The sequence below is a fragment of the Lentilactobacillus senioris DSM 24302 = JCM 17472 genome, assembly GCF_001436555.1.
GTDB lineage: Bacteria > Bacillota > Bacilli > Lactobacillales > Lactobacillaceae > Lentilactobacillus > Lentilactobacillus senioris.
Genome location: NZ_AYZR01000008.1, coordinates 92893 through 106367, shown reverse-complemented (window position 1 = coordinate 106367; position 13475 = coordinate 92893). Strand labels below are relative to the sequence as shown.

At 38.8% G+C, this 13475-nt stretch carries 10 protein-coding genes and 1 tRNA gene; 2 read left to right on the top strand and 9 right to left on the bottom strand.

The features are described 5' to 3' along the window. Positions 1–61 precede the first annotated feature (61 nt). From tpiA to gap, 3 genes are all read right to left on the bottom strand, one after another. The gene (gene tpiA / locus FC56_RS03730) at positions 62–823 is read right to left on the bottom strand and encodes a triose-phosphate isomerase (RefSeq protein ID WP_056978104.1); all 762 of its coding nucleotides are present in this window, start codon (positions 821–823) and stop codon (positions 62–64) included. Between the two features lie 112 nt (positions 824–935). Beyond that, positions 936–2150: a phosphoglycerate kinase gene (locus tag FC56_RS03725; protein WP_054669332.1), complete on the bottom strand. Its 1215-nt coding sequence runs from the start codon at positions 2148–2150 to the stop codon at positions 936–938. A gap of 95 nt (positions 2151–2245) precedes the next feature. Beyond that, a complete protein-coding gene (gene gap, locus FC56_RS03720) occupies positions 2246–3256 on the bottom strand; it encodes a type I glyceraldehyde-3-phosphate dehydrogenase (RefSeq protein ID WP_056978103.1) in 1011 nt (336 codons plus the stop codon). Between the two features lie 286 nt (positions 3257–3542). Between gap and FC56_RS03715 the strand changes: the two genes are divergently transcribed. Continuing rightward, positions 3543–3614, top strand: a tRNA-Arg gene (locus FC56_RS03715). A 339-nt stretch (positions 3615–3953) separates the two neighbouring features. On the opposite strand, the gene FC56_RS03710 is transcribed toward FC56_RS03715, so the two are convergent. Both FC56_RS03710 and FC56_RS03705 read right to left on the bottom strand, forming a co-directional pair. Then, a complete protein-coding gene (locus FC56_RS03710) occupies positions 3954–4781 on the bottom strand; it encodes a hypothetical protein (protein WP_056978102.1) in 828 nt (275 codons plus the stop codon). A gap of 112 nt (positions 4782–4893) precedes the next feature. Further along, positions 4894–6759 carry a S53 family peptidase gene (locus FC56_RS03705; protein ID WP_056978101.1) on the bottom strand — a complete coding sequence of 622 codons (1866 nt, stop codon included), beginning with the start codon at positions 6757–6759 and terminating at the stop codon, positions 4894–4896. A 219-nt stretch (positions 6760–6978) separates the two neighbouring features. On the opposite strand from FC56_RS03705, the gene FC56_RS03700 reads away from it, so the two are divergent. Continuing rightward, positions 6979–7572, top strand: a complete 594-nt coding sequence (locus FC56_RS03700) for an ATP-dependent Clp protease proteolytic subunit (protein WP_054669345.1) — start codon at positions 6979–6981, stop codon at positions 7570–7572. 93 nt (positions 7573–7665) lie between these two features. On the opposite strand, the gene whiA is transcribed toward FC56_RS03700, so the two are convergent. The 4 genes from whiA to uvrA all read right to left on the bottom strand — a co-directional run bounded on the left by whiA (position 7666) and on the right by uvrA (position 13465). Then, on the bottom strand, positions 7666–8586 hold the full coding sequence (whiA, locus tag FC56_RS03695; RefSeq protein ID WP_056978100.1) for a DNA-binding protein WhiA: 921 nt from the start codon (positions 8584–8586) through the stop codon (positions 7666–7668). 14 nt (positions 8587–8600) lie between these two features. Then, positions 8601–9605, bottom strand: a complete 1005-nt coding sequence (locus FC56_RS03690; RefSeq protein WP_056978099.1) for a gluconeogenesis factor YvcK family protein — start codon at positions 9603–9605, stop codon at positions 8601–8603. Between the two features lie 3 nt (positions 9606–9608). Then, entirely contained in the window at positions 9609–10487 is an 879-nt protein-coding gene (rapZ, locus tag FC56_RS03685; protein ID WP_056978098.1) for an RNase adapter RapZ, read from the bottom strand. Positions 10488–10612: 125 nt separating this feature from the next. Then, entirely contained in the window at positions 10613–13465 is a 2853-nt protein-coding gene (gene uvrA / locus FC56_RS03680) for an excinuclease ABC subunit UvrA (RefSeq protein ID WP_056978097.1), read from the bottom strand. Positions 13466–13475 lie beyond the last annotated feature (10 nt).

The window sequence follows — 13475 nt, the reverse complement described above, 5'->3', positions numbered from 1 at the left end:
CAGGTTCAACTCAATTTTATTAGTTTGTGCAACAAGTTTCAATATAAAACTACCTTATATTTTAATTATTTTGTTGAAAATTGGCTAACTTCAAAAATGATTCCGGTTTCAAGCTGGCACCACCGGCTAAAACACCATCAATATCATTTTGAGATAAAATTTCATTGGCATTATCATCGTTGACACTGCCACCATAAAGAACCCGAACTTCATTGGCAACTTCGTCAGAGTAAATATCAGCAATTGTTTGCCGAATTAAATAACAGCCCTCTTCAGCCTCTTCAGAACTGGCAGTTTGTCCACTACCTATCGCCCAGCTAGGTTCGTATGCAATAATAGCATTTCGGGCATCTTCAATACTAATTCCCTTAAGAGCAGCAGTAACCTGGCTAACCACCCAAGAAATTCGTTCAGAAGATTCTCGGCGACCCATGGTTTCATCACAGCAAATAATTGGAATCATCTGATTTCGAAAAACTGCGTGAACCTTTTTATTGATAATATCATCTGTTTCGTTAAAGTACTTCCGTCTTTCCGAATGGCCTAAGATCACATGGGTAATACCCATTTCATGAAGAGCCTTGGGACTAGTTTCACCTGTATAGGCCCCTTCGTCTTCGTAAAAACAGTTTTCTGCGGCAATGATTAATGGTGAATCATCATTGTGTTCCAGCATGGTTTGTAAAAATAATGGTGATGCAGCAATCGCCGTTTGTGATTGGTCTGCAACCGGTAATTTACCGGAAATTGCGCTTAAAAACTCAACTGATTCAGCAACGGATAAGTTCATTTTCCAGTTACCTGCAATAAATGGTATACGCATATTATCATCCCTAAATTTAGTCTTTAAGGCCATTTTACCTAATTGGACTGGTAAAAGCTAGTGAAAACCATTGCATAAAAAAGACCCGACCAATAAGTCGGGTCTAAAGAAATTATTTATTGTCGATTGCGGCAATTCCTGGAAGAGCTTTACCTTCAAGGTATTCTAATGAAGCGCCACCACCGGTAGAAATGTGAGTTAACTTGTCAGAAACACCCAATTGTTTAACAGCAGCAGTAGAGTCACCACCACCAACAATGGTAGTTGCACCTGATAAAGTACCCAAGAACTTACCAATTTCAAGAGTTCCGTTTGCGTAGTTAGGCATTTCAAAGACACCCATTGGACCGTTCCAAACAACAGTCTTAGCATCTTTTAGAACATCTTCAAATTCGGCAACTGACTTAGGTCCGATATCAAGAGCCATCCAACCATCAGGAATATCACCTTCAACAACTTTGTGTTCAGCATCGTTGTTGAATTCTTTAGCTACAACACTATCAACAGGAAGGACGATCTTGTCGCCACCCTTTTCAAGAATGTTCTTAGCAACTTCAATCTTGTCTTCTTCAACAAGTGAGTTACCAATGTTCATACCCTTAGCAGCGTAGAAAGTGTAAGTCATTCCACCACCAATGATAATCTTGTCGGCTTTGTCTAATAAGTTATCGATAACACCGATCTTATCAGAAACTTTGGCACCACCTAAAATAGCAACGAATGGACGTTGTGGGTTATTTACGGCGTCACCTAAGAATTGGATTTCTTTTTCCATTAAGAAACCAGCAGCAACTGGCTTACCATCTTTACGCATAGCGTCAGCAATTCCGGCGTTTGAAGCGTGAGAACGGTGAGCAGTACCGAAGGCATCGTTGATGAATTCGTCGCCCAATGAAGCCCAGTATTCACCTAATTTAGGATCATTACCAGATTCACGTTTAACGTATTCGCCGTTAACAACGTCTTCGTAACGAGTGTTTTCTACTAATAATACGCTACCATCAGCCATGTTGTTGATAGCTTCTTCAAGTTGAGCACCTTCAGTTACAGGAACAAAAGTAACTGGTTTGTTCAACAAGTTAGAAAGACGTTCAGCAACTGGACGAAGTGACAAGGCTGGCTTGTCATCTTCTTTTTTAATCCGGCCAAGGTGAGAGAATAAAATAGCCTTTCCATTGTGGTTTAATACGTATTCAATAGTAGGAAGTGCTGCTTGAATTCGGTTATCATCACCGATAACACCATCTTTGATTGGCACGTTAAAGTCAACGCGCATCAATACTTTTTTGCCGTCTAAGTCTAAATCAGACACAGTTAATTTAGCCAAAATCATAGCCTCCAAAATAATCAATTTTTATTAAAAAACAAAAGGCGTGAAAGAATCCTCCCCCGCCTTTTGCTTTCAAACTTGGAAATTTTTAATTAAAGAGTTGCAAATTCCAACAAAGTGCGAACCATGTTGCAAGTGAAGCCCCATTCGTTGTCGTACCAAGCAACAGTCTTAACTAATTGCTTGTCACCGGCAGTGGTTACTTCAGTTTGAGTTGGGTCGAATACTGAACCGTGTGAATCATCGATAATATCTGATGATACGATTTCGTCTTCGTTCCAACCAAATGCAGGGTTGTCAACAGTGTGCTTCTTGATTGCTTCGTTAACTTCTTCAGCAGTTACTTCTTTGCCAAGAATAGAAACTAATTCAGTCAATGAACCATCAACAACGGCAACACGTTGTGCGTGACCTTGAAGTTTGCCATCCAATTCAGGAATAACCAAACCAATAGCCTTGGCAGCACCAGTTGAATGAGGAATAGTGTTAGTACTTGCAGTACGGTTGTTACGCTTCTTCTTACCCTTAGGTCCATCAAGGATTTGTTGAGTAGCAGTGAAGGCGTGAACAGTAGTCATAGTACCAACTTCCAAACCGAATTCTTGGTTCAAGAAGTATGCCATTGGTGCAAGACAGTTAGTAGTACATGAACCAGCTGAAACGATAACGTCATCAGAGTTCAATTGATCCAAGTTAACACCAGGAACAACAGTCTTGATTGGGCCAGCAGGAGCTGAAATCAATACCCGCTTTGCGCCGGCGTTGATATGAGCTTGTGCTTTTTCTTCTGAAGTGTAGAAACCAGTACATTCAAGAACGAAATCAACACCATCGTTAGCAACCCATTTAAGGTCTGCGGCGTCACGTTCTGCATATACAGGAATTTCCTTACCATCAACAACAATACCAGTGTCAGTTGAAGTAACTTCACCAGGGAAAGTTCCGTGAGTAGAGTCATACTTCAAAAGGTAAGCTAACATTGAAGGAGTTGTTAAATCGTTGATAGCAACAACTTCGATGTCGTTAGAGTTTAATTGGTGAATCCGCTTAAATGCTAAACGACCAATTCGACCAAAACCATTAATACCAATTTTTACAGTCATACTGTAGTTTCCTCCTTTAGGAAAGTAGATAATATGATAAGTGGTCCACAACAATTCAACCACTAAAATGAAACCAACATCAATAAAAGTAAACTTAAGTTAATAAATTCACTATGAATCGAGTAACTTGGATTCATTACCCATAAAAAAGTATATCAGACCTTTTCGTAAATGCAATAATAAGCCTCAATAGTAAGCGGTTACAATCAATTATTTCTTTTCCCTCTTGAATTTTCATTTAATTTCTTGTATATTATTTATTGTGCTTAAATTTTAATATTGTTTTGCGCCTGTAGTGTAATGGATCGCACGTAAGATTCCGGTTCTTGAAATGGGGGTTCGATTCCCTCCAGGCGCATTATTATATCTTTTAAATTAATAAACATCTTAGAAGCCCACTGTTGTAGGCTTTTTATTTTTCTAATTTTCTGATAATCACATAATTCTGTAGATTTTAGTGAGATTATTATATATAAAAAACGTGGTTGTTTGGCAACTGTGATGTTAAAATTAGTTGCAACGATTAATATCGCTGCTCGTTTGAAGAAGTGTTGTTTTTTGATTCCCCCTCGCCTATTTGGTCGAGGGGTTTTATTTTGTCATTGTTACTATTCCGAATAGAGTTATGGGTGATTTAGATCAAGTTGAGTTAAACAAAAGGCCCTAACTGTAATAGCTAGAGCTTTCATTTTTGTTGCTATTTAGCTAAGACAAGCGTATCCATATCGGTACCATCTTTATGCGATAGATCGACTGTAGTAGGATATCCGTATTTGCCAGCACTATAAGCATTGACATCACTAATATAAATTCCCAGCTTATATCCCTGCTTAAATAAACTATTCAACTTCTCTGCATTATATCCGTTGTGATCCAAAATGTTTTTAACACGTCCTGCTTTTGCTAATGCGGTTGGAGCATTTGTTTGAATCTGTTGGCGAATTGAATTTGTGTAAGTGTAACCAGCCCCTTTAAATTTCATTTCCAAATTAGATAATGGAATAACACTGGTATAGCCCTTAATTTTCGATAATTTTTCGTATTGCGTTTTAGCAGCAGCATACGACAATTTATAATCTACTTCAGCATTCGGCATTAACTTTAAAATTGCTCTGGCAACTTTTTGAGATTTGTCAGTATTTAAATACTTTAAATAGTCTTCATTACTTTTGAAACTAGTCATTGGCTTCAATAAATACGGTGCAACATTGCCCCGCCATGTGTATCCTTGAGCTGTCCCGCTAAAATTGCTTAATCTGTAATATACTTTATGGTTATAAATGACTTGTTGGTTTACATACCAGGTTGTATTAGGGTAATTTTTCAAGTTATGAATTCGCCTGGTAAAATTAGTGTTCCAAATATAAGCGTTCTTCTTTGAAGCCGTGTAGTATTTTAATTGTGGTTCATTGTCTTGCCATACTGATTTAATCGTTGATTTTGCCTGTACTGGTTGTTGTGCAGCCATGCCGACACCCACGGCCATTAAACCGGTCATAATAAATCCAATTACTTTCTTGTTCATTTCTTTCACTCCCTTTGTGGTTATTATGCGATTTAATTTATCAATACTCAATAGAAACATTACCCATACAAAAACCCCGTAACCGGTGAAAGTTACGAGGTTTTTATTTGTATTATTTTAATTGTTCGTATAGTTTTGCAAAATTAACGGTCCCTAAGCCAGTTGCTTGGTTATAAACTGTGTTTGGTTGTCCCGTATAAAGCAAGTTATTATTGTTTTTAACATCGTTTAATGGTGTAAATGGTGATTGCTTTCCAGTCGCCAAACGATACATTTGTGGATTTAAGAATCCCACAGATTTACCTATTCCACTATTCATAACAGCAGTGGCTGCAGCCATTTGTGGCGCAACAAAACTAGTTCCTCCACCAAGAACCCACATCTTAGTTGACTTACCGCCTTTGCCTTTATACGAAATGTAAACAGCATATCCGGTTTTATCATCAGCATTTCCTGAAACATCAGGAACGTTTCGACCAGTTGCCTTACCTTTATAGTAGGTTGGCTTGTTATTGATAGTGTACTTACCGTTCTTATAAGTTAAAAGCTTAATGGCTTCAAAAGTATTTACTCCGGGTACCCCTAACTGATAACTTGGAGTGGCTTCTAATCTAGAGAATCCACCACCACTACCTGGGAAAATCCCTGTTTTCTTTTTACTAGTATACGTATCTCCCCAAGAACGTTCCTTAGTAACTTGAACTAATTTATTATTCATCACCCGACTGTATGGCAGAGTAGTCCCTCCAACCATTGTCAGGTATTGAGAATTACTAATAGGTAAATTAGTAGCTTTCATGGCTTTTTCGTAGGCACCATTATCACCACTAGCACTAAACAATGTAATTCCTTGAAGATTAGCTTGCTTAAATAGCAAGTCATAAACCTTATTATATTGCTTAGGAGATTCACTAGACCCTGAATTCAATCCAGTAACTTCATTACCATAATCAGAACTAGTAGAAATTTGATTTACATTATTATCAGAAATCATTTTAGAATACGTCAGTTGAATAACGGCATCAGGAGCGGTTTTATTTCCGCGACTGAAACCAACATAACCTTCAATATCAGCACCAGGAGCCACGGATGAAGCTTGTTCCACATCTAATGTAGCTTCAAACCTGTAGGGATAATCGCTTGAAGCTTGTTGCTTAGCGGATTCATCAATAGTGTATTGTTTGTGGATTCTAGATACGTTGTTAGATAAACCACTTTTTTGAAGATAATTGGCAACATCTGATTTATTAAAATCACCAGTCAACATCAAACCAATGTGTTGACCAGAGCCGTCTAAATTCTGTTTGTATAGATCATCAAGTGAGTAACGTGACGCAAATTTGTAGCTACCATATGATTTAGCAAATTGATTTGGTGAAATTGTATTGATTTTATTTGTCTTGTCTCCAACGATTGCATGACTAACAATTTTCTTCGTTAATTTACTAGATTTTTTGGTTGTTTTACTGGTCTTTTTAGTTGATTTACTATCTTTTTTGGCCTTTTTACCTTGTGATGTTTGAAGCCCCACAACTGCCATCACATTCTTTTTAAGATTACTTGGCAGGGTTGTAGACGTAGTATAGTTGGATTTAGTTTTACTTGATGGCTTAGCCTTAAAAGCCGCCAGCAAGTTTTTATGAGAACCGGATACTTTCATTACTAAATGGCCACGATACGGCGTAGTCTTTAGATGATATTTGGCAAAATATTTTTGAAAACTAGCTAACTTATCAGAACTCAAGCCGTATTTTTGGGCAACTTCTTGAGGTGTTAAATAGTTTCTATAGTTTTGTGCCCCTGGAGTAGTGGTTTCGTTTATGTAACTATCCATTCCCTTACCATTTCGTGGATTAAAAGCCACTAAAACGTTAACGTTGGCTGACTTCTTACTAGTTGTGGCAGCTTGCACACTCTGCTCACCATTCAAGGCCAGTAATACGGCCCCACTAATGATTAATAGTAGTCCCTTTTTCATTTTATAAATCCCCCCTGGATTGTTGTTTTAAACAAGGTCATCGTACGCCACTTTTCACAAAGTTGCCATTAATTTGAATCACAGATGAAAGTTTTTAGTCACTTCAATTTATTAAAAATTTTTGAGATAAAGTATTTGACCTTTTTTGACCAATCGAGTAGAATAACTTCATAAACTTAGTGAAAACTAAGCTGATTAAATATTGAGGAGGCATTTGGAATGAATTTAGTGCCAACTGTTATCGAACAGTCATCAGGCGGCGAACGCGCTTATGATATTTACTCCCGGCTATTAAAAGACCGGATCATCATGCTTTCTGGCCCTATCGAAGATGACATGGCAAATGCGATTATTGCGCAATTGCTCTTCTTGGATGCCCAGGATTCTGAAAAAGACATTTATCTTTATATTAACTCTCCTGGTGGGGTGATTACCTCTGGGATGGCAATTTACGATACGATGAACTTCATCGGTGCCGATGTACAAACTATCGTAATGGGAATGGCTGCTTCAATGGCTAGTGTCTTGGCATCATCTGGTGCTAAGGGCAAGCGATTTGCTTTACCACATTCTCAAGTCTTGATTCACCAACCATCCGGTGGTGCTCAAGGACAACAAACTGAAATTGAGATTGCTGCTGAAGAAATTCTAAAGGCTCGTAAGATGATTAACGAACTTTTAGCTGCTAACTCCGGCCAACCAATCGAAAAAGTTAACCGTGATACTGAACGGGATAAATATTTAACTGCTCAAGAAGCTGTTGATTATGGTTTGATTGATGGCATCATGACTAAGAGTAGCGAACGTAAATAGTATAAATTAAAAAGAAGCATTCCATCTGGAATGCTTCTTTTTTTGTTTAAATTCAATAATATCGACCATTTAGTAGATAAATCAACTTAATTATTATAGATTAACCGCAAACTCATTAATTTTACGTAAGCGATGGTTAACTCCTGATTTAGAGATTGGCCCGCCAGGAACTAGTTCACCTAATTCTTTTAAACTCACTTCTGGATGGCTTAACCTTGCCCTAGCAATTGATTCTAATTTAGGGGGAAGCTGATCTAGCCCCACCCGTTCATCAATTAACTGAATATTTTGAATTTGCTTAGTAGCGGCATTAGCCACTTTGTTCATGTTCGCATTTTCACAGTTAACCAATCGATTTACTGAATTCCGCATATCACGAACAATTCGTACATCCTCAAATTTCAGCATTGAACTGGTAGCTCCAATCACCTGCAAGAAATCGGCAATTTTTTCGCCTTCCTTCAAATAAGTGATAAAGCCACTCCGTCGTTGGGTAGTTCTAGAGTTTAAGTCGTAACGATTCATCATTTCAGCAATCATTTTGTTGTGGTCTTCATATAATGAATAGATTTCTAAATGATACCGCGACGTTTCTGGATTGTTAACTGATCCGCCAGCCAAAAAAGCACCTCGCAAATAGGACCGAATCTGCATATCATCTTGCAGTAATTCTTCCGGAACCCGCTCTACAATTTGAGTACCATCAAAAATTCCTAGATCATCTAGTAACTCAGTAACTCGTTCACTAACCCGCAAAATATACAGGTTGTTTTTCTTTAATTTCATCTTTTTTCGAACGCTTAATTCCCCAGTAATGCCATAAAATTGGGATAGTAGTGAATACATTCGCCTAGCAATTGCTGGATTTTCAGATTGAACGTTCAAAATAAATTGATGATTAGAAATTCCTAACGCCCCATTCATTCGAATCAACGCCATTAATTCAGCTTTGGCATTTGCTTTATGAACCGTTAAGGCAGTTAGTTCTTTCTTGACTTCACTTGCATAAGACAATGTTGATTGCCTCCTTAATTTTGATACCCGTACCCCGGCTGCCCAATTAAGTTCAACAACTCATCAGTCACTTCCTGACCGTTGTGAAAGGCCCCGTGGTCCCGTAATTCTAAGTAGTCTGCTGAAATTACTCGGCAACCCATTTGGCGTAAACCAGCGAAATCATGCTTAACTGGTTGGGAGACTTCATCCCATTTTTGGTGATCAATATATTCCGCTGGTACTTCCTTACTATTCACCAAAACGGTATTAATAAAGTTAGTACCTAAGTGTTCATTTAAAACTCGCACGTGGTCAGCTTCAGTAAAGTTTTCCGTTTCTCCACGTTGGGTCATGATGTTACAAATATAAATTACATCAGCCTTGGTTTCGACTACTGCTTTACCTACGTTTTCGATCATTAAGTTAGGCAAGATACTGGTAAATAGACTTCCGGGTCCTAATACAATCTGATCAGCAGCCATAATTGCATCTACCACTTCTGAGACTGCTTCTGGTTTATGGGAGTCGTCAGTAGTTTCAACCCAAACCCGCTTAATAAGTTTATTGGCAGCGGTAATTTCCGATTCTCCACTCAACGTAGTGCCATCACTAAATTCTGCATTTAATTCCAATGGTTCGTTAGCGGCCGGATAAATATGACCGTCCACCCGCATCATTTCGCTTAATTCTTGGACCGCATCAAAGATACCGCCCCGCATTTCTGAAAGAGCCGCAATAATTAAATTGCCAAGGGCGTGGCCCGCAAAGAATTGATCGCTACTATTAAACCGGTATTGGAATAACGTTTTTTCAATATCAGGTAGATCCGATAAGGCTACCATGACATTTCGAATATCTCCTGGTGGCACTACGTTAATGTAGTTTCGCAAAGTGCCAGATGAACCACCATCATCTGCTACCGTTACCACTGCAGTAATATCTACATTGCGATTTCGTAAATTATTTAAGATTACCGGTAATCCGGTACCTCCCCCAATCACCACAATCCGAGGGCGGTGAGTCACAATATCATTCATATATTAATCCTCTTTTTCTTTATGGCGATTAATATCTCTATGGGTAACATTTACTGGATATTTTTGCGCCAAATCATTTGCTAACCGTTGCGAAATTGCTACTGAACGATGTTGGCCCCCCGTACAACCAATCGCAATGGTTAGACTAGCTTTCCCTTCTGCTTCGTAACCTGGCAAAGTAGAAGCAATTAAATTGTATAGTTGTTCATAAAACTGCTCTGCTCCAGTAGAATTCATAACAAATTCTCGAACATCCTCATCCAGACCAGTTTCATAACGCATCTTCAAATCATAATATGGATTAGGTAAGAACCGCACGTCCATCACAATGTCAGCATCTAATGGCAATCCATACTTAAAACCAAATGACATCACTTCCACATGGAATGGGTGAGTATCGTTCACTGCTTCAAATGAATGCATGATCTCTTCTCTTAATTCCCGTGGAGAGGTATTAGTGGTATCAATAACGATATCAGCAGCATCTCTAACGTTAGCCATCAATTCTCGTTCTCTTCTAATTCCATCAATTACCCGGCCATTTCGAGCTAATGGATGAGCCCTTCTAGTTTCTTTATACCTTGAAACCAGCTTAGAATCCGATGCATCTAGGAAAATAATGTCAATATCATCTTCATCGTTATTATTTAAATCAGCGTACATTTCAATAATTTCATCATAAAACGCTTGTGAACGAAGGTCCATCACCAAAGCTACTCTGGTAACGTCTCTTTCAGTGCGAATCAGTTCTTTGAACTTGGGTAACAGGGTTGGTGGCATGTTGTCCACACAAAAGTAACCTAAATCTTCAAAGGTTTGCATCACCACTGTTTTACCAGCCCCACTCATTCCAGTAATAATTACGAATTGATTATTCGTCATGACATTGTCCTTTCATTAAACCAAGCTTTCTAGATTATATCATACCTTTAACGTGCCGGGTGTTTCTTTTAAAACTCTTTTCTTGTTTCTACCAAAAAAGCCCGGAAATCATCCCGAGCTTTGGTCTACTTAGACTTAGCAACTAGCGCTTCATCAGCTTCTAATTTGGCTTTTAAATATTGACCTGTATAACTTTCTGCTACTTTACAAATCTGTTCTGGGGTACCTTTGGCCACAATTTGACCGCCCCCAGCTCCACCTTCTGGACCTAAATCAATTAGGTAGTCGGCTGATTTGATCACATCTAAGTTGTGTTCAATAATCAACACGGTATTACCTTGTTCGACTAACTGCTGTAAAACGGTTAATAGCTTACGAATATCTTCCGTATGCAACCCAGTCGTAGGTTCATCTAGAATATAGAAGTTACTACCATTAGCCCGTTTGTGTAATTCGGATGCTAACTTCATTCGTTGAGCTTCCCCACCAGAAAGGGTGGTAGCAGATTGACCTAATGACACATAACCCAAACCTACATCTTGAATAGTTTGTAATTTACGCGTGATTTTTGGAATTGCCTTGAAGAATTCTAGGGCTTCATCCACCGTCATGTCTAAAACATCAGCAATGTTTTTACCTTTATATTCTACTTCCAAAGTTTCCGCATTGTAACGCTTGCCATGACAAACCTCACAAGGTACATATACATCAGGCAAGAAGTTCATCTCAATCTTTAAGATACCGTCACCTCTACAGGTTTCGCAGCGACCGCCCTTGATGTTAAAACTAAAGCGACCCTTTTGGTATCCCCGTAATTTGGCTTCGTTAGTGTTAGCAAATAATTCCCGAATGTCATCAAAAACACCAGTATACGTTGCCGGATTACTCCTTGGCGTTCTACCAATTGGAGTTTGATCGATACTAACTAACTTATCAATATTTTCATAGCCGGTAATCTTCTTAAACTTACCGGGTTTTTCTTTATTACGATTAATTTTTTGAGCCAATGCCCGCTTTAAGATGTCATTTACTAACGTCGATTTACCAGACCCAGAGACCCCAGAAACTACAGTCATGGTTCCTAATGGGAAATCAACCGTTAAATTCTTCAAATTATTTTCGGCGGCGCCGGTAATTCTGATTTTTTTACCGTTACCTTTGCGTCTCTTTTCAGGAACAGAAATAGATCGCTTACCAGCCAAATATTGCCCGGTAATTGAATCTTTAGCCGCAGCAATTTGAGCAGGGGTTCCGGTAGCCATAATTCGCCCACCATTTTGCCCAGCTCCTGGACCGACGTCAACAATATAATCAGCAGCTTTAATAGTATCCTCATCGTGTTCTACAACCACCAAAGTATTGCCCAAATCCCGCATTTTTTGAAGAGAAGAAATCAACCGGTCATTATCCCGTTGATGCAAACCAATTGAGGGTTCGTCTAGTACGTATAGCACACCAGTTAAGTTCGAACCAATTTGAGTAGCTAAGCGAATACGTTGAGCTTCCCCACCAGACAAGGTTCGCGCTGATCTGGCTAAAGTGAGGTAATCAACTCCCACGTTTTTCAAAAAACTAAGCCGATCACTAATCTCCTTAATAATCGGAGCGGCGATCATACTGTCTTGTTCACCAAATTCCAATGTGTCAAAAAAAGTTAGCTCATTGTTGACGTCTAAAGCAGAAACCTCAGCAATATTTTGATCTCCTACTTTAACTGCTAAAGCTTTAGGATTTAACCGGTATCCGTGACAGGTATTGCAAGTTAATTCCGCCATGTAAGAGCGCATCATATCCCTAGTAAAATCACTATTAGTATTTTGATAACGCCGGGTAACGTTATTAACGACTCCTTCAAATTCAGCATCGGTTTCTCTAACCCCACCAAAATCACTTTCTAATTCAAAATGATATTTCTTACCTTTGGATCCGTAGAGAACAAAGTCTTTTTGTTTATCAGTTAAATCTTCGAACGGCGTATCCATATCTATCCCAGCATAATCAGCTGCTTGAGCTAATAGACTAGGATAGTACTTAGAAGTAGTAGAATTCCAAGGCTCTAAAGCCCCTTCATTCAATGATTTAGTCTTATCAGGAACAATTAAATCTAAATCAACTTCCAATCTCACCCCTAAGCCGTCACACTCTGGACAGGCTCCGATCGGTGAGTTAAATGAAAACAATCGAGGTTCCACTTCTCCCACCGTAAAACCACAGATAGGACAAGCATAATGTTCTGAAAATAATAGTGGTTCTCTAGCCCCTAGAAAATCGGCAGTAGCATAACCACCGCTTAATCGTAAAGCTGCTTCCAATGAATCGGATAACCGGTTATTTATACCATCCTTAACTACAATTCGGTCAATTACGATATCAATATCATGATTTTTATTTTTATCTAATTCAAATTCATCGTCGATATCTCTAAGTTCGCCATCTACTCTTACACGCACGAATCCTTCACGCTTGATTTTATCAAACACTTTTTTATGTTGTCCTCGCTTGCCTCGTACAATTGGTGACAAAATCTGTAATTTAGTTCGTTCTGGTAATGCCAAAATTTGAGCGATCATTTGATCAATAGATTGACTAGAAATGATCGTGCCATCATTAGGACAGACTGGAACTCCTACGCGAGCCCACAATAGCCTAAGGTAGTCATTAATTTCAGTAACCGTTCCTACTGTTGACCTGGGGTTCTTAGAAGTTGTTTTTTGATCAATAGAAATAGCCGGACTCAGACCATCAATAGAATCTACATCTGGCTTATCCATTTGTCCCAAGAATTGCCGGGCATACGAGGAAAGACTTTCCACGTAACGCCGTTGCCCCTCAGCATATAAGGTATCAAACGCCAGAGAACTTTTTCCGGATCCTGAAAGACCGGTCATAACCACTAACTGGTTTTTCGGAATATCAACGTTAACGTTTTTTAAATTGTGAGCGCGTGCGCCCCGAATACTTATTTTATCAACTGGCAAAAGTTATCCT

Bases quoted from the DNA above. Each gene is read 5' to 3' on its own strand.
- tpiA (WP_056978104.1), bottom strand. From the start codon at position 823: ATGCGTATACCATTTATTGCAGGTAACTGGAAAATGAACTTATCCGTT.
- gap (WP_056978103.1), bottom strand. From the start codon at position 3,256: ATGACTGTAAAAATTGGTATTAATGGTTTTGGTCGAATTGGTCGTTTA.
- FC56_RS03710 (WP_056978102.1), bottom strand. From the start codon at position 4,781: ATGAACAAGAAAGTAATTGGATTTATTATGACCGGTTTAATGGCCGTG.
- FC56_RS03705 (WP_056978101.1), bottom strand. From the start codon at position 6,759: ATGAAAAAGGGACTACTATTAATCATTAGTGGGGCCGTATTACTGGCC.
- FC56_RS03700 (WP_054669345.1), top strand. From the start codon at position 6,979: ATGAATTTAGTGCCAACTGTTATCGAACAGTCATCAGGCGGCGAACGC.
- FC56_RS03690 (WP_056978099.1), bottom strand. From the start codon at position 9,605: ATGAATGATATTGTGACTCACCGCCCTCGGATTGTGGTGATTGGGGGA.
- rapZ (WP_056978098.1), bottom strand. From the start codon at position 10,487: ATGACGAATAATCAATTCGTAATTATTACTGGAATGAGTGGGGCTGGT.